Here is a 23,576-nt window from a genome sequence, read left to right on the forward strand (position 1 = left end):
GCTCTAGGCTGTCGGCCATGTGTGGAATCGTCGGATACGTCGGTAAGAACGAGGGCCGGACGGCCCTCGATGTCGCGCTCGAGGGCCTTGCCCGGCTGGAGTACCGCGGCTACGACTCCGCCGGTGTCGCGATGGTCTGTGGCGAGTCGGTCGAGGTGCGCAAGCGTTCGGGCAAGCTCGCCAACCTGCTCGCCGAGATCGAGGCACACCCGATGTCGCCGTCCCGCACCGCGATCGGGCACACCCGCTGGGCCACCCACGGCGGCCCGACCGACCAGAACGCCCACCCGCACCGCGGTGGCACCGACGGCAAGCTCGCACTGATCCACAACGGCATCATCGAGAACTTCCACAGCCTGAAGAACGAACTCATCGGCGAGGGAGTCGAGTTCGCCAGCGAGACCGACACCGAGGTGGTCGCGCAGCTGCTCGCCAAGGAGTACGACGGCGACCTCACCGAGTCGATGCGGCGCGTCGTGCAGCGGCTGGAGGGTGCGTTCACCCTGCTCGCGGTGCACGCCGACCAGCCCGGCGTGGTCGTCGGTGCCCGCCGCAACAGCCCGCTCGTCGTCGGCCTGGGTGAGGGCGAGAACTTCCTCGGTTCCGACGTCGCCGCGTTCATCGGCCACACCAAGCACGCGATGGAGATGGAGCAGGACCAGATCGCCACGATCACCCCCGACTCCGTCGAGGTCATCAACTTCGACGGCTCGGCCGCCGAGGGCAAGCGTTTCGAGGTCACCTGGGACGCCGCGGCCGCCGAGAAGGGTGGCTACGACACCTTCATGGAGAAGGAGATCAGCGAGCAGCCGCACGCCGTCGCCGACACCCTGCTCGGGCGCACCAACGACGCCGGTGAGCTGGTGCTCGACGAGCTGCGGATCGATGAGGACGAGCTCAAGAGCATCGACCGCATCACGATCGTCGCCTGCGGCACCGCGGCCTACGCCGGCATGGTTGCGAAGTACGCGATCGAGCACTGGACCCGCATCCCGGTCGAGGTCGCCCTCGCCCACGAGTTCCGTTACTGCGACCCGATCGTCGACGCCAAGACACTCGTGGTCTCGATCAGCCAGTCGGGCGAGACCATGGACACGCTCATGGCGGTCAAGCACGCCCGCGAACTCGGTGCGCGCACGATCTCGATCTGCAACACGCACGGATCGACCATCCCGCGCGAGTCGGACGCCGTGCTCTACACCCACGCCGGCCCGGAGATCGCGGTCGCGTCGACCAAGGCGTTCCTCGCCCAGATCACCGCCTGCTACGTGCTCGGTCTCTACCTCGCGCAGTTGCGCGGCGGCACCTACGCGCAGGACGCCAAGGCGGTGCTGTCGGAGCTGCACGGTGTGCCGGCCAAGATCGAGGCGCTGCTCGGGAGCATGGACCGCGTCCGCGAGATCGCGCGGTTCATGGCCGACACCCGTTCGGTGCTCTTCCTCGGCCGCCAGGTCGGGTTCCCGATCGCGATGGAGGGTGCGCTGAAGCTCAAGGAGCTTGCGTACATCCACGCCGAGGGCTTCGCCGCGGGCGAGCTCAAGCACGGCCCGATCGCGCTGATCGACGCCGGCCAGCCGGTGTTCATCGTGGTGCCCGGCCCCGACACCCCGCACGGCCTGCACGGCAAGGTGGTCTCCAACATCCAGGAGATCCGGGCCCGCGGCGCGCGCACCCTGGTCATCGCGCAGGAGGGCGACGAGGCGGTCGTGCCGTTCGCCGACGAGGTCATCCGGGTGCCGCACACCTCGCCGCTGCTGCAGCCGCTGCTCACCGTCGTGCCGCTGCAGGTGTTCGCGCTCGAACTGTCGACCGCGAAGGGTCTCGACGTCGACCAGCCGCGCAACCTCGCGAAGTCGGTCACGGTCGAGTGACCACCCACGGATGGGGTTGAGCGCGGGGACGGGGCTGAGGCAGTGAGCGTCGTCGGGGTCGGGGTCGACCTGGTGGTCGTGAGCCGGTTCACGGCCACGATGGAACGCACGCCCGGGCTCGCCCGCCGGTTGTTCAACGTCGACGAACGCGAGGGCGCGCCCTCGTCCGTCGCCGCGCGGTTCGCCGCGAAGGAAGCCATCGCGAAGGCGCTCGGCGCACCCGGCAACCTCGCCTGGACCGACGCTCGCGTGCTCAATACCGCTGCGGGACAACCGTATTTCGAGGTCACCGGAAGCGTTGCAGCCCGCGCGAAAGCGCTCGGGGTGGACCGCTTCCACCTGTCGATCTCGCACGACGGCGACTTCGTCACTGCGATGGTGGTGGCCGAAGGGGAGCATCCGGCGCATCCCGACGTGCCGACGCCTTACCCGGACGAGCAGCAACTGCGCTAGGAGGACGACATGATCCGAGCATTCACCATCGAGCAGGTGCGCGCCGCCGAAGACGCGGTCAGGCAGCAGGTGGAGCCCGGTGAGCTCATGCAGCGGGCGGCGTACGGGTTGGCCGAGGTGGCCAAGGCGCGCCTGGGTTCCCAGCCGGCGGACGGCGCCGGCGACGAGGACGACAACGGCGCCGAACGCGTGGTGGTGCTGGCCGGATCGGGCGACAACGGCGGTGACGCGCTCTACGCGGCCGCCCGGCTCGCGTCCGCCGGTCTGAACGTCATCGCACTGTTGGTCGGCTCCCGCACGCACGCCGGCGGGCTCGAGCAGGCGTTGGCGGACGGCGTGGTGCCGGTCGAGTGGCGCACCGGCGCAGCCCCCGACGCGGCGGTGGGAGCGTTGGCCGAGGCGTCCCTCGTGCTCGACGGCATCGTCGGCATCGGTGGCAAGCCCGGGCTGCCCGCCCATCTGCGCGACCTGCCCGACCTCATCGCACCCGACGCCTACGTCATCGCGGTCGACCTGCCCTCGGGTGTCGACCCGTCGGGGGAGGTCGGCGCAGACTGCCTGTTCGCCGACGAGACCGTGACCTTCAGCCTGCTCAAACCGTGCCATCTGCTGCCCGCCGCCGAAGCTGCGTGCGGACTGCTGACCGTGGTGGATATCGGTGTGCCCGAGCCCGATTCACCGGCGGTCGTGCGCTACGAGCGCGACGATGTCGCGGCGTCGTGGCCGGTGCCCGGACCGTTCGACGACAAGTACTCCCGCGGTGTGCTGGGCGTGGTGACCGGCAGCGAGTCGTACCCCGGCGCCGCCGTGCTCGGGGTGACCGCGGCGGTCACGGCCGGCGTCGGCATGGTGCGCTACATCGGCCCGGCCCGGGCGACCGACCTGGTGCTGCAGCACGTGCCGGAGATCGTCACCGGCCCCGGGCGGGTGCAGGCGTGGCTGCTCGGATCGGGCTGGGACGGCCACGGCGGGGCCCCGGAACTGGTGGGGGAGATCCTCGACGGCGACCTGCCGGTCGTGCTCGATGCGGGTGCGCTCGACCTGCTCGACGACCCTCGCAGTGGAGCGACCCTGCTGACGCCGCACGCCGGCGAACTCCAGCGGCTGGCCCGGCGACTCGAACTGGACGACACGACCGGGGTGAGCGGCGCGCGGGCGGTCGCGGACGAACTGAACGCGCACGTGTTGCTCAAGGGTGCGGTCACCGTCATCGTCCCGCCGTCTCACAGCGGTGCTCCGATCGTGAGCCAGACGGCCGGCCCGGCGTGGCTGGCCACCGCCGGATCGGGCGACGTGCTCGCCGGCCTGATCGCGGCGGTCGCGGCCGGCGGCCTCGACCTCCCGATCGCCGCGGCGCTCGGCGTGCTGGTGCACGGCGGCGCGGCCGAGGCTGCCAACCCGGGCGGTCCGGTGCGTGCGCTCGACGTCGCCCGCAGCGCCGGACGGGTGGTCGCCGACCTGCTCGGCGCGGCTCGGCGCGACACCTCCACCTGAACAACCGTCCGGAATGGGATGATGGGGAGCCTATGCACTCTTCTTCAGCCGGCACCGCACCCGCGCGCGTCACCATCGATCTCGACGCCATCGGCGCCAACGTCCACGCGCTGAGGGGGTTCGCCGGCAACGCCCAGGTGATGGCCGTCGTCAAGGGCGACGCCTACGGCCACGGCCTGGTGCCGTCGGCGAAGGCCGCGCTCGGCGGGGGAGCCACGTGGCTCGGAGTCGCCCAACTCGACGAGGCCTTCCAGTTGCGCGCGGCGGGTGTGCAGGCGCCGGTGCTCTCCTGGTTGCACGCGCCGGGGGTCGACTTCGACCGGGCGGTGCGCGAGCAGATCGACCTCGGCGTGCCGGCTATCTGGGAACTCGAGGCGGTCGCGGAGGCCGCCCGGCGGGTCGGACGCACCGCCCGCATCCAACTGAAGGTCGACACCGGCCTGGCCCGCAACGGTGCCTACGGCGCTGACTGGACCGCACTGGTCGAGGCGGCCAAGCCGTACGTCGCCGAGGGCGCGGTCGCGGTGACCGGCGTCTTCACCCACTTCGTGTTCGCCGACGCGCCGACCCACCCGACTGTGCTGCGGCAGCAGGAGATCTTTGCCGACGCCGTCCGCGACTGTGAGCGCGCCGGTTTCGACCTCGAGGTGCGGCACATGTCCAACTCCGCCGCGACACTCACCACGCCGCAGGCCGCCTGGGACATGGTGCGACCGGGCCTCGCGGTCTACGGGTTGTCGCCGGTGCCCGACCTCGGCAGCCCGGCCGACTTCGGCCTCACCCCTGCCATGACCGTCTCGGCCGACGCCACGGTCGTCAAGCGCATCCCGGCCGGGCAGGGCGTCAGCTACGCCCACACGTACGTCGCCCAGCAGGACACCACGGTGGTCGACGTGCCGATCGGTTACGTCGACGGGGTGCCTCGATCGGCGTCGAACAGCGGCCCGGTGCAGCTGAACGGCGCCCGCTACGCGGTGGCCGGACGGGTCTGCATGGACCAGTTCGTCGTGGACATCGGCGACGCGCAGGCGGCGGCAGGCGACGAGGTGGTGCTTTTCGGCGACAGTGCCACCGGGGTCCCGACCGCCCAGGACTGGGCGGAGGCGGCCGGCACGATCAGCTACGAGATCATCGCCAGGATGAGTTCGAGATTGCCGAGGGTCTACCTGGGAGGTGACCGCGATGGCGAATGACGCAGGCCTGCTCGGCCTGGGTGCCGGCATCCTGGCGGCCGGTGCTGCCACCGCCATCGGCGTGACCGCAGACCGGTTGCTGCGGGCCCGACAGGTTGCCATCGAGCTCGGATCGGACGACGAGTACGACGACGTCGCCGACCACGAGGACGTCGTGATCAGCGACGCCATTCCGCTGCACGTCGAGATCGACGACCCGGTGGGGGCCGAGGCCGGCGAGCGGCTCACCGTGGTGTTGTCGCACGGTTACACCCAGAACCACGGAATCTGGCACTTCCAGCGAAAAGCCTTGCGGGAAGCAGGTTTTCGGGTGGTGCTCTGGGACCACCGCGGCCACGGACTGTCGGAACAGGCCGACGAGTCGAGCTACACGATCGCCAAGCTCGGCCGCGACCTGCACGAAGTGATCTCGCACTGCGTGCCGGAAGGCTCGATCGTGCTCATCGGCCACTCGATGGGCGGCATGGCGATGATGGCGCTCGCCGAGCAGTTCCCCGAACTCGTGCGGGATCGGGTCGTCGGTGCCGGCTTCCTGTGCACCAGCTCCGGTGCGCTCAGCAATATCGACTTCGGGTTGGGCAAGCAGGTCGGTGCCGCGGTGCACCGGCTCGGCCCCGGAACGGTCGCCAGGCTGTCGACGCGTCAGTCGGTCGTCGACCGCGCCCTCAAAGCGGGCAAGGACGTCGAGAGCTACCTGGTGCACCGCTACTCCTTCGGTTCCGACGTGCCGATGTCGATCGTGCGCTACACCGCCGACATGATCTTCGAGACGCCGATGTCGGTGATCTCGGCCTTCATGCCGACCCTGCTCAGCCACGAGCGCACCGACGTGCTGGCCGACTTCGACGGCATCGAGACCCTCGTCATGCACGGCGAGCAAGACCGCATCGTGCCGCGTGAGCACGCCGACGTGATGGTCGCGAAGATGCCGCACGCCGAGTACCTCGTGGTCGAGAACGCCGGCCACATGCTGCCGATCGAGCACCCCGAGATCGTCAACACCGAGGTGGTTGCGCTCGCCGAGCGCGCCTGCCGGGCGGTCGAGGAGCCGAAGAAGCGGCGGCGGACGGTGCCGCGCACGGTCACCGACTTCCGGGTGCGCAGGCGTGGACCGCTGGAGCGGCAGAAGGCGGCCCGGTGAACGAGTCGGTGCTGCTGCGCACCCGCGAGGAGACCCAGGACTGGGGGCGCAGGCTCGGCTCGCTGCTGCGCGCGGGTGACCTGCTGCTCCTGACCGGTGGACTCGGCGCGGGCAAGACGACGCTCACCCAGGGCATCGCCGACGGCCTGCAGGTGCGCGGGCCGATCACCTCGCCGACGTTCGTCATCGCCCGGGTGCATCCCTCGCTGGTGGGGGGTCCCGAACTCGTGCACGTCGACGCCTACCGGCTCGACGGCGCCCTGGAGCTCGACGACCTCGACCTCGACTCCGACCTCGAGTCGGCCGTGACGATCGTCGAGTGGGGTGCAGGGCTCGCCGAGGAACTCACCGACGACCGACTGGAACTCCTGATCGACGTCGACCAGAAGACCGAGGAGCGTCGAATCACCCTGATGGCCAACGGAGCACGTGCGCACGAGATCGTCCGTGAGGTCACTCGATGAGCCTGCTGCTCGCCATGGACACCGCCACGAGCGCGGTGACGGCTGCCCTCGTCGACGGTGACCGGGTGGTGGCGTCGCGTTCGGTGGTCGATGCGCGCCGACACACCGAGATCCTCATGCCGATCATCGCCGAGCTCTTCGACGAGACCGGCGCCGCCCGCTCCGATGTCGACGCCCTCGCGGTCGGCGTCGGGCCGGGCCCCTTCACCGGGCTGCGGGTCGGCATCGCCACCGCCGAGACCCTGGCACTGGTGCTCGGCCGGCCGGCCCACGGTCTGTGCAGCCTGGACGCCATCGCCCACGAGGTGATGGCAGGGGCCGAGGCCCCGGACGACTTCGTCGTTGCGACGGATGCACGGCGCAAGGAGGTCTACTGGGCGCGCTACACCGGCGGACGCCGCATCGACGGCCCCACCGTGCACAAGCCCGCCGACCTGCCCGAGGAGGTGCGCGGCCTGCCCGTCGCCGGACGTGGCGCGCAGCTCTACCCGGACAGCTTCGGGCCTGCTCTCGGCACCCTCGACGTCGACGCGGCCCAACTCGGTCTGGCCGTCGCCGCCGGATTGACCGCGGGCGAGGCGATGCTGCCGCTCCAACCGCTCTACCTGCGCCAGCCCGACGCGGTGCCGTCGACCGGTCAGAAGTCGGCCCTCACGTCCTTGCAGGGGAAGCGACGGGGCCGCCCGTGAGCGCGACCCGCGAGATGCGCTGGACCGATATCGCCGAGTTGGCCCGCATCGATGTCGAACTGTTCGGACACGAAGCCTGGAGCGAGGCCACCTGGTGGTCCGAGCTCGCCGGGCGCCCACAACGCCGCTACCGGGTCGTCACCGACGACGAGGGCATCCTCGGCTACGCCGGGGTCGACTGCCCGGGCGACGTCGCCGACGTCATGACGATCGCCGTCCAACCCCGCGGGCGCGGCACCGGACTGGCCGGGCAACTGCTGCGCTGGATGCGCGCGGAGGCCGTCGACGCGGGCGCGGAGGCGCTTCTGCTCGAGGTGCGCGACGACAACATCCCGGCCCGAAAACTCTACGAACGCAACGGTTTCGAGCAGATTAGTGTGCGTCGCGGTTACTACCAACCCGAGGGAGTCGACGCCCTGATCATGCGTGCCAGGTTGCAGGAGGAGTCGCAATGAGCCAGCCCGTGGTGCTCGGCATCGAGAGTTCCTGCGACGAGACCGGTGTGGCGCTGGTGCGTGGCACGACCCTGCTCGGCGACAGCCTGGCCAGCAGCGTCGACGAGCACGTGCGCTTCGGTGGGGTGGTGCCCGAGGTGGCCAGCAGGGCCCACCTCGAAGCGATCATCCCGACCATCGAACGCGCGCTCGACGACGCCGGTCTCGGGCTGAGCGACGTCGACGCGGTCTCGGTGACCAGCGGGCCCGGTCTCGCCGGAGCGCTGATGGTCGGGGTGTCGGCCGCCAAGGCCGTGGCGTGGGCGCTCGACAAGCCGCTGTACGGCGTCAACCACCTGTGCGCGCACGTGTGCGCCGACGTGCTCGATCACGGGCCGTTGCCGGAGCCGACCATCGCGTTGCTCGTCTCCGGTGGACACACCGACCTGTTGCTGGTGCGTGACATCGCCACCGATGTCACGGCCCTCGGCCGCACCATCGACGACGCCGCGGGTGAGGCCTACGACAAGGTGGCCCGCGTGCTCGGTCTGCCCTACCCGGGCGGCAAACACCTCGATCTGCTTGCCCAACAAGGAGATCCGACGGCCATCCGCTTCCCGCGCGGGCTCACCTCGGCACGGGACATGGACAAGCACCGGTTCGACTTCTCCTTCTCCGGACTGAAGACGGCGGTCGTCCGTTGGGTGCAGCAGCGCCAGCAGGACGGCCTCGACGTGCCGCTGAACGACGTGGCGGCGAGCTTCTCGGCGGCCGTGGCCGACGTGCTGACCGCCAAGGCCATCGACGCGTGCCAGGAGTACGGCATCAACGACCTTCAGATCGGCGGCGGGGTGACGGCCAACACCCAGCTGCGCGAGATGGCTGGGGAGCGTTGTGCCGAAGCGGGAATCAGCCTGCGCGTGCCGCAGGTGCGACTGTGCACCGACAACGGTGCGATGGTTGCCGCCCTCGGCGCGCAGGTCGTCGACCGGGGCCTCGCGCCGTCCGACCTGCGGCTCGGCACCGACTCCTCACTGCCGGTCTCCCAGGTGCACGTGCCGGCGCGCTGACCCGGTCAGCCCGCCGAGCAGGACGTCAGGCCGGCCCGGGTCTTGATGGTGAGCACGCGCTTCACCGACGCGTCGACCTTCGCCGCGAACGCGGGATCGTTCGCGGCCTGCGTGACCAGAGCCCGGGCCATCACGGGTGCGGCCGACGCGAGACCGGTGAGCGCGATGTCGCCGCCCGCCCGCACGAAACGCACCGCCCGCTCGCCGGCCGGGACGCCCCGCACCGCAACGGCATTCAGGTCGTCACTGACGACGACACCGCTGAAGCCGAGCTTGCCGCGCAGCACGGTGCCGATGATCGTGGGGGAGTAGACGGCCTGGTTCGCGGGGTCCATCCGCGAGTAGTACGCCGACGACATCATCACCACGCCGCTGCCGGACGCGATGCCGGCAGCGAACGGGTCGAGGTACTGGTCGTCGGCGGTCGTCGTCGAGTCGACGATGCCTGCGGAGGTGAAGTCGGTGTTGCCGGTCACCCGGCCGAGGCCCGGGAAGTGTTTCAGCGCGGTCTGCAGGCCACCGGCCTGCATGGTGCGGACGACCTCGGAGACCGCGGTGGCCGCCTTGGTCGGGTCGTTCGCGTACTGCCGGCCCCATCGTCCGATCGGCTCGTTGGAGCGGGGGTTGTCGGGCGGCACCGTGTCGGCCACCGGCGCGAGGTCGAGGTTGACGCCGACCGCCTTGAGTTCGGTGGCGATCGTCGCGGCGATGCGGGCACGGTCGGCGGCAGACATCGAACCCTGCTGCAGGGCCGACGGGAGCGGGGTGAACCCGGCCCCCTTCAGTTGCTGCACCTGCCCTCCCTCCTGGTCGGCGGCGACGAGGAAACGCACCCCGGCGGTGCTGGTGGGCGACACCTGCGCTTGCACGTGGGCGGTGGCCTGCCGCACCGTCGCGGCATCGCGCCAGCCGCCGATGAAGAACATGTTGCCGATGTGGTGCTGCGCGATCATCGCGTCGAGCGACGACGCCGACATGCTGCGATCGAGACCGACCATGATCAACTGTCCGGCGCGCTGGGCAGGCGTCATCCGGGCGGCCAGGGCATCGATGCACGAGGCGGTCGTCGGATCTGTGCCGGTGGAGGAGGTTGTGCCGGTGGCTGAGTTGGACCCGCTCGACCCGCTGGAGCCGCTCGGCGAGGCCGTCGAGGACGCTCCGGTGGTGCTGGTGCCGCCCGACGGGCTCGCGCCGGTCGTTCCCGAGCTCGCCGAGCTCGCCGACGTTCCGGCACGGCCGGAGGTCTGTGAGGTCGACGAGGACCCGCCGGAGCACCCGACGAGGGTGGTGACGGTGAGCATGACTGCAGCGGCACGGAATCGCATCGCGACCAAGGCTAAGCGCTCGCGGCCGGCCACCGCGGCGTCGTCGGCCCGGGCGGCGGTCCCGAACACTCGGGACAGGTCAGTCGTCGGGGTCGAGCACCAGCACCACCTGCGTTTCGGCGAGACGGGTGACCAGGAGCAGCGCGTGGTCTGACCCCTTGAGCTTCAGGTCGCGGCGGAAGGTGGCATCGTCGAAGGTGACGCCGCGCTTCTTGACGGTGACCCGTCCGATGCGCCTGAGCCGCAACCAACTCCGCAGTGCCTTCTGGTTGAACGGCATGGTTTCGAGCACCCGGAACCGCCGCGCGAACCCGACGTCGATCCGCTGGTCGGTGCTGACGTGCCCCAACCCGGGCGACAACTCGACCCCACCGACCGCGTCGGTCAGCGCGGCGGTGACCCCGGCGCGCACGACGGCGCGGTCGGCCTCGTAGAGGTAGGTGTCGACGTCGTCGATCGAATCGGCCGACGGCGCAACGGAATCGGTGTGCACGACAACGTCATTGCTCGCAGAAGAGGCATCGACGAGCCTCGCGCTGACCCGGTGTGCGTCGGCGAGCGGGCCGAACCACACCGCGCACTCCAACACCTCCCCGCCGTACGACACCCACTGCGCGCTGGCCTCCGGCGGCAACGCCGACAGCGGGAACGACGGGCTGAGCTTGGTGCCGACCGCGCGTCCGGAAGCACCGAGCGCGGTGACGAACTCCCACGAAGGAAGCAGTTCGTCGAGTCGGAAGGTGCGCCGGGTGCGGCCGGTGACATCGGCGACACCCCGGGTGCGGCGCGCCGGATCGAGCCACACCGCAGCATCGGACGGGATCGAAACGGTCGTGGCATCGGCGACCTCCACCACCGCGGACGGCGCGTTCGCGGCGGCGATCGCCGCGGTCGCCGGGTCGAGGTCGACCGCATGCACTCGCAGTCCGGCGGCCGCGAACGCCTCGGCGTCCGAACCGATTCCGCACCCCAGGTCGAAGACCGTGTCGACCTCGGCGTCGACGAACCGCTGCGCATGGCCGGCCGCGATCTGCGGACGGGTGGCCTGCTCCAGGCCGTCGGCGGTGAAGAACATCCCGGCCGCAGCGGCACCGAACTTCGCGGTGGCCTTCGCCCGCAGCGCCGACTGGGTGAGTGCGGCGGCGACGAGGTCGGGGGCGTGACCGTCCGCGCGGAGTCTGTCGGTCACCGAAAGCACGCGATCGGGGTCGTACGGCGGCAGCTGGGCGAGCAACCGGCGTCCGTCGTCGGACAGCAGACGACGGACGCTGTCGGCTCCGGGGGCTCCGGCGTTCGTCTCGGCGTTCGTCTCGGCGCCTCTCACTGTGCGGGCGGCTTCCAGGTGGAACTCTTGCTGGAGAACGCCTCCCGGCGCGCGACCGGGTCGAGCGCGGCCAGCGCGTCCTCCACCTCGACGCCGAACCCGCTGATCGTCGGGGGAGACCCGAGCGGGATGTGCGTGTGCACCAGGCCGTGGGGGTACACGTCGACCAGGTCGAATCCCTGCCGGCCGTCGACGCCGATCAGTGTGCCGTCGGGCGCACCGCCGTCGAGGGAGTAGCACGACGCGGCAGCCACCGAGACCGGCACGCCGGCGAACGTGCCGTGGCTGCTGTGGTGCAGGTGCCCGGCGAGGATGCCGCGCACGTCGGTGCCGGCGATCGCGTCGGCGAACTCGTCCTGGTCGTCCAGACCGATGACGTTCATCAGGTCGACCGCGCTCACCAGCGGCGGGTGGTGCAGTGCGAGCAGGGAGCCGTGCTCGGCCGACTGCGCCAATTCGTTGCGCAGCCAGGCGATCTGGTCGGGGTCGAGCCCGCCGTGGTGGTAGCCGTCGACCGTGCTGTCGAGCGCGATCACGCGCAGGCCCCGAAGGTCGTACACGCGGTCTTGTGGCGGCTGCGGTTGGCCGGCGGTCTCGACGTCGAACAGCCCGCGGGCGTACGGCGCGCGCTCGTCGTGGTTGCCCATCACCCAGACCACCTCGCAACCCAAGCGCGCGGCGCACTCACCGACGACGTCGCGCAACACCGCGTAGGCCTCGGGTTCGCCCAGATCGGTGAGGTCGCCGGTGAACACCAACGCGTCGATCCGACGTCCGGTGCACTCCACCTGGGCGAGGGTGCGGCGCAGGTTGTCGGTGACGTCGACGGCCGCGTGCAGCAGGCGTCCGTCGGCCAACAGGTGCGGGTCGCTGAGGTGGGCGATGGTGTGGGTCGGCTCGGGTCCGAAGCGCATGACACCATCCTGCCGCGCGCCCCACCGGGTGACACCTCGCGGCATCCGACGCGCGTGCGAGACCCGGTCCGGACACCCGTTAGCACTCGCCCGCATCGAGTGCTAGATTCGCCAGTGGCACTCAGCCTGTGGCAGTGCCGGTTCCTGAAAGTCTGGTCGACCCCCGCGACGGCGGCCGAGACCGAGGGCGCCGGCGGCCACGGGGTCGAACTTTCCGTCACCCACGAAGGTGGCGGGCGAAAAGAAAGGATCCGCCGTGTCGGTGAACATCAAGCCGCTCGAGGACCGCATCGTGGTGAAGGCCGTCGAGGCCGAGCAGACCACCGCTTCGGGTCTGGTCATTCCGGACACCGCCAAGGAGAAGCCGCAGGAGGGCGAAGTCATCGCCGTCGGTCCGGGCCGCTTCAACGAGGACGGCGACGAGCGCGTCCCCATGGACATCAAGGTCGGTGACAAGGTCATCTACTCCAAGTACGGCGGCACCGAGGTGAAGCACGGCGGCCAGGAGCTGCTGATCCTCTCGGCGCGCGACGTGCTCGCCATCGTCGAGCGCTGATCGCTCGCACCACTTCAAGGCGCCCCGGCTCGCCGCCCTCGCGGGCCGCGTCCGGGGCGCACTTGTTCAATCTCACGAACATTCCGACGTAAGGAATCGCACACACCATGGCAAAGACCCTGGAGTTCAACGACGACGCGCGTAAGTCGCTCGAGCGCGGTGTCGACGCGCTGGCGAACGCCGTCAAGGTGACGCTCGGTCCGAAGGGCCGCAACGTCGTCATCGACAAGAAGTGGGGCGCCCCCACGATCACCAACGACGGTGTGACGATCGCCCGCGAGGTCGAGCTGGAAGACCCGTACGAGAACCTCGGCGCGCAGCTCGCCAAGGAGGTCGCCACCAAGACCAACGACATCGCCGGTGACGGCACCACCACCGCGACCGTGCTCGCCCAGGCGATGGTCAAGGAAGGCCTGCGCAACGTGGCCGCCGGCGCCTCCCCGGCCGGCGTGAAGCGCGGCATGGACAAGGCCGTCGAGGCCGTCAACGAGCAGCTGCTGGCCAACGCACGCGAGGTCGACGGCAAGGACGAGATCGCTCAGGTCGCCTCCCTCTCGGCGCAGGACACGACCATCGGTGGCCTCATCGCCGACGCCTTCGACAAGGTCGGCAAGGACGGCGTCATCACGGTCGAGGAGTCGTCGACCGCGGTCACCGAGCTCGACTTCACCGAAGGCATGCAGTTCGACAAGGGCTACATCTCGCCCTACTTCGTCACCGACCCCGAGCGCATGGAGGCCGTCCTGGAGGACGCCTACATCCTCATCAACCAGGGCAAGATCTCGGCCATCGCCGACGTGCTGCCGCTGCTGGAGAAGGTCGTGCAGGCCGGCAAGCCGCTGGTCATCATCGCCGAGGACATCGACGGTGAGGCCCTGTCGACGCTGGTCGTCAACAAGATCCGTGGCACCTTCAACGTCGTCGCCGTGAAGGCGCCGGGCTTCGGCGACCGTCGCAAGGCGATGCTGCAGGACATGGCGATCCTCACCGGCGGTCAGGTCATCGCCGAGGAGGTCGGCCTCAAGCTCGACCAGGCCGACCTCGACGTGCTCGGCCAGGCGCGCCGCGTCGTCGTCACCAAGGACAACACCACGATCATCGACGGTCAGGGTGAGGCCGCCGACGTCGAGGGCCGCGTCAAGGAGCTCAAGGCCGAGATCGAGCGCACCGAGTCCGACTGGGACCGCGAGAAGCTGCAGGAGCGTCTCGCCAAGCTCGCCGGCGGTGTCTGCGTGATCAAGGTCGGCGCGCACACCGAGGTGGAGCTGAAGGAGAAGAAGCACCGCATCGAGGACGCCATCTCCGCCACCCGCGCCGCCATCGAGGAGGGCATCGTCGCCGGCGGTGGTTCCGCGCTGGTGCATGCCGTCTCCGTGCTCGACAAGCTCGAGCTCGACGGTGACGAGGCCACCGGTGCCAACGTCGTGCGCAAGGCCGCTGCCGAGCCGCTGCGGTGGATCGCCGAGAACGCCGGTCTCGAGGGCTACGTCGCGGTGTCGAAGGTCGGTGAGCTGGAGGCCGGCAACGGTCTCAACGCCGCCACCGGTGAGTACGGCGACCTGATCAAGGCCGGTGTCATCGACCCGGTCAAGGTCACCCGCTCGGCGCTGCGCAACGCCGCCTCGATCGCGTCGATGGTGCTCACCACCGACACCCTCGTAGTGGAGAAGAAGGAAGAGGAAGAGCCCGCGGCCGCCGGTCACGGACACGCCCACTGAGTTCTCGTCCGAACCATCACCAGATGGCACGGTGCCCCGGTTCCTCCTGGAGCCGGGGCACCGCGCGTTTCCGGCAGCTTTCCGGCAGCCTGTCCGACAAGGTGCTCCGGCCGCATTTGACCGTCGGGGTGGGCGGGTGCTTACTCTGGACAGCGCACCGGACGAACCTGGTGAGCGCTCGCGAGCGAGCGTCCGGTGGCGCAACCAGCGCGACGAACGACACGAAATCCGACGATCGATACGGGGGAGGGCGACTTGCGAGATTCCTCGAACGCCGCCCATGTACCTGTAACGAATTGGGCTGAGCGCCCGATGTCTCCATCGGACGCGCAGATCCCCCTGCGTGATCTGGCTGCCGAAGCACGCGCCGGGAACGACGCGGCTGCAGCCACCTTGATGGCCGGTGTCCATCAGATCGCACTGCGATATGCCCGAGCGCGGCTCGGGCGATTCTCTGCGACCTCGGACGCCGCCGCCGACGTAGCCCAGGAGGTGTGTGTGGCCGTTCTCGCCGCCCTACCCCGCTATGTCGACAGGGGTGCGCCGTTCGAGGCGTTCGTCTACCGCATCGCCTCCCACAAGGTCGCCGACGCCCAGCGCGGCGTGATGCGCGGAGCCGTTCCGACCGACGAGGTGCCTGAGCAGGAAGACACCGGCCTCACCCCGGAGCAGCATGCGCTCGAGGCCCACAGCAGCGCCGAGATCAACAGTTACCTCGACCGGCTCAACGACCAGCAGCGCGAGATCATCACCCTGCGTGTGGCCGTCGGCATGTCGGCCGAGGAGACCGCGGCGGCGCTCGACATGACTCCCGGCGCGGTGCGGGTCGCCCAGCACCGCGCACTCGCCAAACTCCGCAAACTCATGAGCGAGGACGGTCGTGACTCGTGACCCCTCGACTCGATGACATCCGACGCGACGACGACTGGCTCGATGGGCTCGGCTCCCGCCGAGATGTCGACGGCGACGAGGCGATCAAGCTCCTCGCGCAGTGGGTCGACGCGATCGACCACGTGCCTGCGTCGGCGCAGACCCATCCCTCGGCCGCGCAAACCGGTCGCTACGCCCGCCGCGGCCTGTCGCTGAAGGGCGTCCGTCGCGTCGCCTCCGTGTCGGGTATCGCGATCGCCGCGATCTCGGTCAGCTCCGTCGCCGCCGCGGTGAGCGGCACCTCGGTGCCGGGATTCCGCGAACTCGGCACTGTCACCCGGGGGCTCGTCGGCAACAGCGGCCTGCCGCAGTCGACCACCGCGTCCGGACTCGCCGGCGAGATTGCCACCAGCAGCAGCACGAGCCGTGTCGGATCGACCTCGTCCGGCGACCGGCCCTTCTCGTCCGCGAACTCCTCCGATTCCACCGAGGGGTTGTCGGAGCGGCCCGACCGGACGTCGCGTGAGCGGGACGGCTCGGCGTCGCGCAGCGACGACCCGACCCGGGTCTCCACGCGCAGCACGAACCAGTGGCTCTGGACCGGCACCCGTTGGGTGCCGGCGCCGCACAGCACGTCGGACGCCACGACCCGCGGCACCGGGTCGGTGCCCTCAAGCACCCGGTCGGCAACGCCGCCCGCCGCCACGGGCACGACCAAGGACAACGCGTCGAGCACGAAGACGACCAAGACGCCGTCCGCCACGACGACCACCCGCACGACGACCCCGACGACGTCCGATCCGTCGTCGACCAAGCCGACGACGGCGACGCCCCGTGCGACGACGGACGCGTCGACCAGCACCACGACGCACCGTGCGCGCCCGACGAACACCAACCGCCCGACGAACACCAACCGCCCGACGCAGACGCCGTCGCGCACCGGCGAGCCCTCGTCGAGCACCCTCGGCGTCGGCAGCGTGACCGGCAGCGTGAGCAGTGGCATCACCAGCACCGACAGCACTGCTTCTGCGGCGCCCACGCTGCCGCTGCCCCCCGGCGCGAGCCTGCCCGGCACCACCGAGGCCACCCAAACGGACCAGGGCTGAGGCACTGCCTCGGCGGCTTTAGAATTGGGCAATGACGCCTGCTGAGCCGACCGTTCACGAAGTACCTGCGATATTCGGCCAACTCGGCCTCACCTACGACGACGTTCTCCTGCTGCCGGGCGAGACCGACGTCATCCCGTCCGAGGTCGACACCACCTCCGCCCTGACCCGCGAGATCAGTCTGCGCACGCCGCTGGTGTCGGCCGCGATGGACACCGTGACCGAGTCGCGGATGGCGATCGCGATGGCCCGACAAGGCGGCATCGGTGTGTTGCACCGCAACCTGTCGATCGGCGACCAGGCCGAGCAGGTTGACCTGGTCAAGCGCACCCAGACCGGCATCATCACCAACCCGGTCACCATCGGCCCCGACGCAACCCTCGAGGAACTCGACCAGATCTGCGGCAGGTACCGCGTCTCGGGTCTGCCCGTCGTCGAGAAGGACCAGAAGCTCGTCGGCATCATCACCAACCGCGACCTGCGGTTCACGCCCGTCGCGTTGTGGGCGACCACGCGGGTGCACGAGATGATGACGCCGATGCCGTTGGTCACCGGCCCGGTCGGCATCAGCCGTGAGGACGCCACCTTGTTGCTGCGTCAGCACAAGCGCGAGCGGTTGCCGTTGCTCGACGACGAGGGTCGGCTGGCCGGTCTGATCACGGTCAAGGACTTCGTGAAGTCCGAGCAGTTCCCGCACGCCTCGAAGGACGACCAAGGCCGCCTGCTCGTGGCCGCGGCGATCGGCTACTTCGGTGACGCCTGGGACCGCGCGACCCGCCTGGTCGAGGCCGGCGTCGACGTGCTCGTGCCCGACGTGGCCAACGGCCACGCCCGGTTGATGCTCGACATGATCCGCAAGCTGAAGTCCGACCCGGCCACCAAACACGTGCAGATCATCGGCGGCAACGTGGCCACCCGCGCCGGCGCGCAGGCGCTCATCGACGCCGGGGTCGACGCGGTGAAGGTCGGTGTCGGCCCGGGTTCGATCTGCACGACCCGTGTGGTCGCCGGGGTCGGGGTGCCGCAGGTGACCGCGATCTACGACGCGGCGCTGGCCGGCAAGGCGGCGGGCGTGCCGATCATCGCCGACGGTGGGCTGCAGTACTCCGGCGACATCGCCAAGGCGCTGGTCGCAGGCGCGTCCTCGGTGATGATCGGTTCGCTGTTCGCCGGTTGTGAGGAGTCGCCGGGCGACCTCGTGCTCCTCAACGGCAAGCAGTTCAAGACCTACCGCGGCATGGGTTCGCTCGGCGCGATGGCCTCGCGTGGCAAGAAGTCGTTCTCCAAGGACCGCTACTTCCAGGCCGACGTGGCCTCCGACGACGAGCTCGTGCCCGAAGGCATCGAGGGACGGGTGCCCTACCGCGGCCCGCTCGGCTCCGTCGTGCACCAGCTGATCGGCGGTCTGCACCAGTCGATGTTCTACGTCGGCGCCAACACCGTGCCCGAACTGCAGGAGCGCGGCCGGTTCGTGCGGATCACCGCGGCCGGTCTGAAGGAATCGCACCCGCACGACGTGCAGGGCATCGTCGAGGCCCCCAACTACGCCGGACGCTGAGTTCGTCCGACTCACGCACGAAGCCGGCCGGTGACCAAGTGGTCGCCGGCCGGCTTCGCCTGGGTTCCTCGCTCAGTCGCGGCGGCGCAGTCGTCCGGCGACGTATGCGGCACCCAGTGCCAGCGCGGCGGCGCCACCACCGAGCAGCCCGAGGGCCGAGCCGTTGTCACCGGACGGGCCGTCCGTCACGACAGGAGGACCGGTGACGGTGCTGGTCACGCCACCGGTGGTCGTGCTGGTCGAGGTTGCCGTGGTCGAACTCGTCGGGGAGCTCGTCGGGGAGCTCGTCGGGGAACTCGTCGGGGAGCTCGTCGGCGACTGGGTGGCCCCCGGAACAGCAGGAAGCAGGACCGTGCGGGTCACGGTCTTGGCCGCCACCCCGTCGGCGGTGACGGTGATCGAGTACGTGACGGTGCGGGCCGTCGCCTGCGGTGCGGCGGTCACGTTCCAGGTGACCTGCCGGTCGGCGGCTCCGGAGGCGATGGTGCCGACCGTGACCGGGTTGGGTGAGCTCGAGGTGAGCTCAGGCGGCAGATTGAGTGTCACCCGCACGTTGGACAGGTTGGTGCTGCCGGCGTTGGCGATGGTGCCCACCACATCGAACGGGTTCGGGGTGTAGTTCGAATCCTGGAGCGACAGCTGGGTCGGGCCGGTGAGGCCGACGTTCAAGGCGCCCTGGGTGTTGGCGGTGGCATCGCCGACGCCGTACGCGTAGGCGACGGTGCGCGAGGCGCCCGGAGCAAGGGACGTCGGGTCGAAGTAGACGAGGAACGAGGTGTCGTTCATCTGCCGTGAGGTGGACGTCGTGTAGTCCCAGGCGCTGTTGACCGCGGAGGACCATTCGGCACTCTTGACGACATTCGGACGGGTGAGGCCGGCACCGGAGAAACGCGCCTCACCGACCTGGTCGGTGCTCGCAAGATTTCGGAAGACGGTGAACGAGGAGGGCACAGCGGCGCCAGACCAGGTGTTCTCGTTGGTCACCGGGCCGACGCCCGGCACCCGGAACGGAGCGCCGTCGTTGTCGCCGATCATCGTGTCCATCAGCGCGCGGGCGCCGACAGACTTCGTGGTGGTGCTGACGTTCTTCAAGGTGTAGCTGATCAGCGCCGTGTTGGCACGACCCGTCGTCGGGCTCACCATCGGTGTAACGCGCTGGGTGACCTCGATGCCGTTGATCGTGGCGACCGACTGGCTGCCGCCGCCGACTGCGGAGGTGACGACGGAGGCTGCCTGGAACCGCGTGTTCACACCGTCGACCCGGATCGTTGTCGGGCTCGACCACGGCGAACTCGGCCAGGCGAAGCTCAGGCGGTAGGCGTTGCTCGAGCCGGGGTTGGCGCCCAGGTTGAAGAACCCGTCGCTGCCGGTGTTGATGCCCAGCAGCGAGTTGCCACCGGAAACGGCGACGCGATGCGGCACCGAAGGCGCCTTGCCGCCGCCGGGGTCGGCAGTGGCCTGGCCGGCGAGGCCCGTGCCAGTGAGTGCGGTGAGTGTCGTGACGGCGAGCAGAGCCATGGAGCGGCGCATGAAGATTTCCCCTAGCCTCGAGATTTCATCGGGTGTCGGTGTCGACGGCCGTGTTGTGAACTGAAAAGTGCTCCTGACCTGGGACGATAGGTGTTGCGAAGCAACTATCGGAACCAGTTCGAGGAGCACCTTCCAGGTGAAGAAGACTACCGGGTTCTACCCGTCTGTTCAGGTCGACACGGCACCGGTGTCGGCGGCTGGTTCGGCGGGCGGGGTGTTGCTGACCACGGCCGCGGAGGTGACGGGTCTGTCCCCGGCGATGGCGCGGGCTCTGGATGGGTGGCGCAAGCCGGCGGCGGTGCATCACCCGGCCAAGGTGCTCACCGACCTGGCCGTGACGCTGGCGCTCGGCGGTGACTGCCTGGCGGACGCGGCAGTGATCCGGTCCGAGGCCGACGTGTACGGACCGGTTGGATCCGAGGCAACGATCTCTCGCACGATTACCGCGTTGGCCGCGGACGCCCACCGCGTGTTGAAGCAGGTGGCGGCCGCACGACGTGCCGCCCGTGCCCGCGCGTGGGCGCTGGCCGGTGAGCGCGCACCGACCCACGGTGTGACCGCCACCGATCCGTTGATCGTGGACCTGGACGCCACGCTGATCACCGCGCACTCGGACAAGGAAGAAGCCAAGCCCACGTTCAAGAAAGGCTTCGGGTTCCACCCGTTGTGTGCGTTCGTGGACCACGGCCCGGACGGGACCGGTGAACCATTGGCGATGCAGTTGCGGCCGGGTAACGCCGGCTCCAACACCGCCGCCGACCACATCCAGGTCACCCGGGACGCGCTCAAACAGCTGCCCGGGATCAACCCGGCCCGGCCGGGCCGCAAGGTGCTGATCCGCACCGACGGCGGCGGCGGAACCCAGGAGTACACCAGGTGGCTTGCCCGCCGGGGTGTTTCGTACTCGGTCGGGTTCACCCTGCCCGCGTGCCTGCCCGAGCTGTACCGGCTGATCCCGGCCAAGGCGTGGCAGGCAGCACTGAACGCCGATGGCGAGGTCCGCGAAGGCGCGGACGTGGTCGAACTGACCGGCCTGCTCACGTTCCGCGGTCTGTTGTCCGGCTGGCCGGCAGGGATGCGGGTCATCGTGCGCCGGGAACGACCCCACCCCGGAGCGCAGTTGCGGTTCGACGACGTCGACGGGTACCGGTTGACCGCGTTCGCGACCAACACCACCCGCGGGCAACTGGCGAACCTGGAGTTGCGGCACCGGCGGCGGGCGCGGTGTGAGGACCGGATCCGGATCGCGAAGGACACCGGGCTGCGGAACTTGCCGCTGAAAGGGTTCACCGCCAACCAGATTTGGTGCGCCATCGTGATGCTCGCGGCCGACCTGATCGCCTGGACCCAGCTGATCGGGTTCGACGCCGAGCACGAGGCACGCCGCTGGGAACCAAAGAAACTACGGTTACGGGTCTTCACGATCCCGGCCGCTATCGCTCGGCACAGTCGCCGAATCCTGTTGCACATCAAGGAAACCGCAGCAAACGCCGACCTCGTGATCACTGCCTGGAAACGACTACACGACCCCGCGCCGGCAGCGACCGCGCCGGGGTGACCACCGGCACCCGTCCCGACGACCCCGCACGACTACCGGCCACGTGGAAACCGGCGCCCACCGCGAACGACATCGCGGGGACTTGTCACACCCATCAGGCAGAACCGACACCAGAACCGGCGATCACGCCGTCAACGACGGCACACGTCCGCCCGATGAAAGATCGAGGCTAGGTGGTTCGACGACCGATATCTGTCGGCCATACCGCGTCGATGATGGCGCAATCGGGAGTGCCGTGTCGCACTTTTGCCGGGATTGGTCACCGATTGGAACTACTGATAGGTACAAGAAATATCCAGTAGTGAATCATCCCAGCGAAATCCGTTACGGCGCAGCATTGTCCGCCGAACAATGCCCTTCATTGCGGTCGCGGGCGTACCGTCGTCACATGAGCCATCGCGGGGGACTGATCGTTGCAATTTCGGCAGCATTCGCGCTGAGTGCCTGCAATTCCGGTGACGTTCCGGCTACCGGATCTTCCACGGCGGCCGGCGTGTCGGCGACATCGTCGGTTGTGTCCGATACAACCGCACCGACAACGAGTCCGGCTGACACCACGTCCACGACGAGTTCTGTCGCGAGTTGGGAAACCAGTTCTGTGACCAGTTCGGCAACGGGCGAGGTGACGACCACGTCGGTCCCGCCCGTGGCCACTGGGTCAACGACGACGCGCACCCAACCGTCCGAGACCTCGACAACCCGAACGACGACCTCGACGACAACCCGAACAGCGACCAGCACCGCCAGCACCGCCGGCGCGAGACTCGCCTCCGTCTGGGTCGGCGACTGGTACGGCCACACCAGGCGCCTGACGATCACCGCCGACGGTCGCGTGCACGAGCTCATCTCGTCCGGTTGCTGTCAGCTCTACGCCGACGTGCGCTACCGCCTCCTGCCGACGACCGAGAGGGTCACCGCCGGCGGCCGCAGCATTTCGCTGGAGGTCACGGCGGTCACCGTCGGCAACGTGCGTGTCGGCCAACGCGGCATGCTGCGGATGAGCGGCAACCAGGTGTTCAGCGGCCCGACCGGGGGCACGAACTATTGCGGACCGCGCGCAGCCGTGGGTGAGTGCGGAGCCTGACCCGTGGTGTGACCGTGGTGTGCAGCCGGGACGAGGGGCCGCCCCGATAAGCTCGCCCGGTGACTGAGATCGAGATCGGCCGTGGAAAGCGCGGACGCCGCGCATACTCCTTCGACGACATCGCCGTGGTGCCTTCGCGGCGAACCCGCGACCCGCACGAGGTGTCGGTCGGGTGGCAGATCGACGCCTACCACTTCGACCTGCCGGTGATGGCGGCGCCGATGGACTCCGTCATGTCGCCAGACTCCGCGATCGCCTTCGGTAAGCTCGGCGGCCTTCCGGTGCTCGACCTCGAGGGCCTCTGGACCAGGTACGAGTCGCCCGAACCCCTGCTCGCCGAGATCGCTGCGCTCGACCCGGCCAACGCCACCGCGCGGATGCGTGAGATCTACAGCGAGCCGATCCGCGAAGACCTGATCCGCCTGCGACTGAAGCAGATCCGCGACTCCGGGTGCACGGTCGCCGGGGCGCTCTCGCCGCAGCGCACGCAGGAGTTCTGGAAGGCGGTCGTCGACGCGGGCGTCGACCTGTTCGTCATCCGCGGCACGACCGTGTCGGCCGAGCACGTCAGCGGGCGGGCCGAACCGCTCAACCTCAAGCGGTTCATCTACGAACTCGACGTGCCGGTGATCGTCGGCGGCGTCGCGACCTACACCGCCACGTTGCACCTCATGCGCACCGGCGCGGCGGGCGTGCTCGTCGGTTTCGGTGGTGGCGCCGCGCACACGACCCGCCAGACCCTCGGCATCCAGGTGCCGTTGCCGTCGGCCATCGCCGATGTCGCCGCCGCGCGCCGCGACTACATGGACGAGACCGGCGGACGCTATGTGCACGTCATCGCCGACGGCGGCATGGGCACCAGCGGCGACATCGTGAAGGCGGTCGCCTGCGGCGCCGACGCCGTGATGCTCGGCGCGGCCCTGGCCCGCGCCACCGAGGCGCCCGGACGCGGGTTCCACTGGGGTTCGGAGGCGCACCACTCCGACCTCCCGCGCGGTGAGCGGGTCGAGGTCGGCACGGTCGGTTCGCTCGAGGAGATCCTGGTCGGCCCCGGCCTGGGCGCCGACGGCACCACCAATGTGATCGGCGCGCTCAAGCGGGCGATGGCCACCACCGGCTACCTCGACCTCAAGGAGTTCCAGCGGGTCGAGGTCGTCGTGGCACCGCACCAGAAGAGCTGACCACCGGAGAATCGGCGTGATGCCGCGCGTTTCGCCGCATCCG

General features: G+C 69.7%; 23 protein-coding genes. 18 read left to right on the top strand and 5 right to left on the bottom strand.

The genetic code is table 11. The features are described from left to right. Nucleotides 1–17: 17 nt before the first annotated feature. The 9 genes from glmS to tsaD are packed head-to-tail and all read left to right on the top strand — an operon-like array spanning nucleotide 18 to nucleotide 8,809. Nucleotides 18–1,871, top strand: coding sequence for a glutamine--fructose-6-phosphate transaminase (isomerizing) (gene glmS / locus DFJ65_RS06465; protein ID WP_115922317.1), 1,854 nt, complete (start codon nucleotides 18–20; stop codon nucleotides 1,869–1,871). A gap of 42 nt (nucleotides 1,872–1,913) precedes the next feature. Further along, a complete protein-coding gene (locus tag DFJ65_RS06470; RefSeq protein WP_115922318.1) occupies nucleotides 1,914–2,324 on the top strand; it encodes a holo-ACP synthase in 411 nt (136 codons plus the stop codon). 9 nt (nucleotides 2,325–2,333) lie between these two features. Then, nucleotides 2,334–3,818, top strand: a complete 1,485-nt coding sequence (locus DFJ65_RS06475) for a bifunctional ADP-dependent NAD(P)H-hydrate dehydratase/NAD(P)H-hydrate epimerase (RefSeq protein ID WP_115922319.1) — start codon at nucleotides 2,334–2,336, stop codon at nucleotides 3,816–3,818. A 32-nt stretch (nucleotides 3,819–3,850) separates the two neighbouring features. Further along, a complete protein-coding gene (gene alr / locus DFJ65_RS06480; RefSeq protein WP_115922321.1) occupies nucleotides 3,851–5,011 on the top strand; it encodes an alanine racemase in 1,161 nt (386 codons plus the stop codon). Beyond that, nucleotides 5,001–6,152, top strand: a complete 1,152-nt coding sequence (locus DFJ65_RS06485; protein WP_147301330.1) for an alpha/beta fold hydrolase — start codon at nucleotides 5,001–5,003, stop codon at nucleotides 6,150–6,152. The genes alr and DFJ65_RS06485 overlap by 11 nt, the downstream gene beginning before the upstream one ends. Beyond that, a complete protein-coding gene (gene tsaE / locus DFJ65_RS06490; protein ID WP_115922323.1) occupies nucleotides 6,149–6,616 on the top strand; it encodes a tRNA (adenosine(37)-N6)-threonylcarbamoyltransferase complex ATPase subunit type 1 TsaE in 468 nt (155 codons plus the stop codon). Before DFJ65_RS06485 ends, tsaE begins: the two co-directional genes overlap by 4 nt. Beyond that, nucleotides 6,613–7,305: a tRNA (adenosine(37)-N6)-threonylcarbamoyltransferase complex dimerization subunit type 1 TsaB gene (gene tsaB, locus DFJ65_RS06495; protein ID WP_211308379.1), complete on the top strand. Its 693-nt coding sequence runs from the start codon at nucleotides 6,613–6,615 to the stop codon at nucleotides 7,303–7,305. The genes tsaE and tsaB overlap by 4 nt, the downstream gene beginning before the upstream one ends. Beyond that, entirely contained in the window at nucleotides 7,302–7,760 is a 459-nt protein-coding gene (gene rimI, locus DFJ65_RS06500; RefSeq protein WP_245950058.1) for a ribosomal protein S18-alanine N-acetyltransferase, read from the top strand. The genes tsaB and rimI overlap by 4 nt, the downstream gene beginning before the upstream one ends. Continuing rightward, nucleotides 7,757–8,809 (top strand): tRNA (adenosine(37)-N6)-threonylcarbamoyltransferase complex transferase subunit TsaD, encoded by a 1,053-nt coding sequence (tsaD, locus tag DFJ65_RS06505; RefSeq protein ID WP_115922324.1) that lies wholly within the window; start codon nucleotides 7,757–7,759, stop codon nucleotides 8,807–8,809. The genes rimI and tsaD overlap by 4 nt, the downstream gene beginning before the upstream one ends. Before the next feature lie 5 nt (nucleotides 8,810–8,814). Here tsaD and DFJ65_RS06510 read toward each other — a convergent pair whose 3' ends face one another. Next, nucleotides 8,815–9,840 carry a glycoside hydrolase family 3 N-terminal domain-containing protein gene (locus DFJ65_RS06510; protein WP_245950059.1) on the bottom strand — a complete coding sequence of 342 codons (1,026 nt, stop codon included), beginning with the start codon at nucleotides 9,838–9,840 and terminating at the stop codon, nucleotides 8,815–8,817. A gap of 67 nt (nucleotides 9,841–9,907) precedes the next feature. Here DFJ65_RS06510 and DFJ65_RS06515 point away from each other — a divergent pair, with 67 nt between their 5' ends. After that, nucleotides 9,908–10,288, top strand: a complete 381-nt coding sequence (locus DFJ65_RS06515; RefSeq protein ID WP_147301331.1) for a hypothetical protein — start codon at nucleotides 9,908–9,910, stop codon at nucleotides 10,286–10,288. Here the strand turns inward: DFJ65_RS06515 and DFJ65_RS06520 are convergent. Further along, the gene (locus tag DFJ65_RS06520) at nucleotides 10,214–11,458 is read right to left on the bottom strand and encodes a THUMP-like domain-containing protein (RefSeq protein ID WP_115922327.1); all 1,245 of its coding nucleotides are present in this window, start codon (nucleotides 11,456–11,458) and stop codon (nucleotides 10,214–10,216) included. The genes DFJ65_RS06515 and DFJ65_RS06520 overlap by 75 nt on opposite strands. Then, nucleotides 11,455–12,372, bottom strand: a complete 918-nt coding sequence (locus tag DFJ65_RS06525; protein ID WP_115924149.1) for a metallophosphoesterase — start codon at nucleotides 12,370–12,372, stop codon at nucleotides 11,455–11,457. The genes DFJ65_RS06520 and DFJ65_RS06525 overlap by 4 nt, the downstream gene beginning before the upstream one ends. Before the next feature lie 256 nt (nucleotides 12,373–12,628). On the opposite strand from DFJ65_RS06525, the gene groES reads away from it, so the two are divergent. From groES to guaB, 5 genes are all read left to right on the top strand, one after another. Next, the gene (groES, locus tag DFJ65_RS06530; protein ID WP_115924150.1) at nucleotides 12,629–12,928 is read left to right on the top strand and encodes a co-chaperone GroES; all 300 of its coding nucleotides are present in this window, start codon (nucleotides 12,629–12,631) and stop codon (nucleotides 12,926–12,928) included. Between the two features lie 107 nt (nucleotides 12,929–13,035). Then, a complete protein-coding gene (gene groL, locus DFJ65_RS06535) occupies nucleotides 13,036–14,646 on the top strand; it encodes a chaperonin GroEL (RefSeq protein ID WP_115922328.1) in 1,611 nt (536 codons plus the stop codon). Nucleotides 14,647–14,958: 312 nt separating this feature from the next. Further along, nucleotides 14,959–15,537, top strand: a complete 579-nt coding sequence (shbA, locus tag DFJ65_RS06540) for an RNA polymerase sigma factor ShbA (RefSeq protein WP_115922329.1) — start codon at nucleotides 14,959–14,961, stop codon at nucleotides 15,535–15,537. Beyond that, a complete protein-coding gene (locus DFJ65_RS17395; protein ID WP_170144009.1) occupies nucleotides 15,534–16,622 on the top strand; it encodes a hypothetical protein in 1,089 nt (362 codons plus the stop codon). Before shbA ends, DFJ65_RS17395 begins: the two co-directional genes overlap by 4 nt. A gap of 31 nt (nucleotides 16,623–16,653) precedes the next feature. After that, nucleotides 16,654–18,180 carry an IMP dehydrogenase gene (gene guaB, locus DFJ65_RS06555; RefSeq protein ID WP_115922332.1) on the top strand — a complete coding sequence of 509 codons (1,527 nt, stop codon included), beginning with the start codon at nucleotides 16,654–16,656 and terminating at the stop codon, nucleotides 18,178–18,180. A 72-nt stretch (nucleotides 18,181–18,252) separates the two neighbouring features. Here the strand turns inward: guaB and DFJ65_RS06560 are convergent, their stop codons facing one another. Continuing rightward, entirely contained in the window at nucleotides 18,253–19,710 is a 1,458-nt protein-coding gene (locus tag DFJ65_RS06560) for a COG1361 family protein (protein ID WP_115922333.1), read from the bottom strand. Between the two features lie 136 nt (nucleotides 19,711–19,846). Here DFJ65_RS06560 and DFJ65_RS06565 point away from each other — a divergent pair, with 136 nt between their 5' ends. After that, entirely contained in the window at nucleotides 19,847–21,268 is a 1,422-nt protein-coding gene (locus DFJ65_RS06565; protein ID WP_115921782.1) for an IS1380 family transposase, read from the top strand. A gap of 384 nt (nucleotides 21,269–21,652) precedes the next feature. On the opposite strand, the gene DFJ65_RS06570 is transcribed toward DFJ65_RS06565, so the two are convergent. Then, nucleotides 21,653–22,087 (bottom strand): hypothetical protein, encoded by a 435-nt coding sequence (locus DFJ65_RS06570; RefSeq protein WP_170144010.1) that lies wholly within the window; start codon nucleotides 22,085–22,087, stop codon nucleotides 21,653–21,655. 13 nt (nucleotides 22,088–22,100) lie between these two features. Between DFJ65_RS06570 and DFJ65_RS06575 the strand changes: the two genes are divergently transcribed. Continuing rightward, on the top strand, nucleotides 22,101–22,352 hold the full coding sequence (locus tag DFJ65_RS06575) for a hypothetical protein (protein ID WP_115922335.1): 252 nt from the start codon (nucleotides 22,101–22,103) through the stop codon (nucleotides 22,350–22,352). A 59-nt stretch (nucleotides 22,353–22,411) separates the two neighbouring features. Further along, complete coding sequence (locus tag DFJ65_RS06580; protein ID WP_115922336.1) at nucleotides 22,412–23,533, top strand: GuaB3 family IMP dehydrogenase-related protein; 1,122 nt, start codon at nucleotides 22,412–22,414, stop codon at nucleotides 23,531–23,533. Nucleotides 23,534–23,576: the final 43 nt, after the last annotated feature.

The organism is Calidifontibacter indicus (genome assembly GCF_003386865.1).
In the GTDB taxonomy this organism is placed as follows: domain Bacteria; phylum Actinomycetota; class Actinomycetes; order Actinomycetales; family Dermatophilaceae; genus Yimella; species Yimella indica.

Bases quoted from the DNA above. Each gene is read 5' to 3' on its own strand.
- glmS (WP_115922317.1), top strand. From the start codon at position 18: ATGTGTGGAATCGTCGGATACGTCGGTAAGAACGAGGGCCGGACGGCC.
- DFJ65_RS06475 (WP_115922319.1), top strand. From the start codon at position 2,334: ATGATCCGAGCATTCACCATCGAGCAGGTGCGCGCCGCCGAAGACGCG.
- alr (WP_115922321.1), top strand. From the start codon at position 3,851: ATGCACTCTTCTTCAGCCGGCACCGCACCCGCGCGCGTCACCATCGAT.
- DFJ65_RS06485 (WP_147301330.1), top strand. From the start codon at position 5,001: ATGGCGAATGACGCAGGCCTGCTCGGCCTGGGTGCCGGCATCCTGGCG.
- tsaB (WP_211308379.1), top strand. From the start codon at position 6,613: ATGAGCCTGCTGCTCGCCATGGACACCGCCACGAGCGCGGTGACGGCT.
- tsaD (WP_115922324.1), top strand. From the start codon at position 7,757: ATGAGCCAGCCCGTGGTGCTCGGCATCGAGAGTTCCTGCGACGAGACC.
- DFJ65_RS06510 (WP_245950059.1), bottom strand. From the start codon at position 9,840: ATGACGCCTGCCCAGCGCGCCGGACAGTTGATCATGGTCGGTCTCGAT.
- DFJ65_RS06525 (WP_115924149.1), bottom strand. From the start codon at position 12,372: ATGCGCTTCGGACCCGAGCCGACCCACACCATCGCCCACCTCAGCGAC.
- groL (WP_115922328.1), top strand. From the start codon at position 13,036: ATGGCAAAGACCCTGGAGTTCAACGACGACGCGCGTAAGTCGCTCGAG.
- shbA (WP_115922329.1), top strand. From the start codon at position 14,959: ATGTCTCCATCGGACGCGCAGATCCCCCTGCGTGATCTGGCTGCCGAA.
- guaB (WP_115922332.1), top strand. From the start codon at position 16,654: ATGACGCCTGCTGAGCCGACCGTTCACGAAGTACCTGCGATATTCGGC.
- DFJ65_RS06560 (WP_115922333.1), bottom strand. From the start codon at position 19,710: ATGCGCCGCTCCATGGCTCTGCTCGCCGTCACGACACTCACCGCACTC.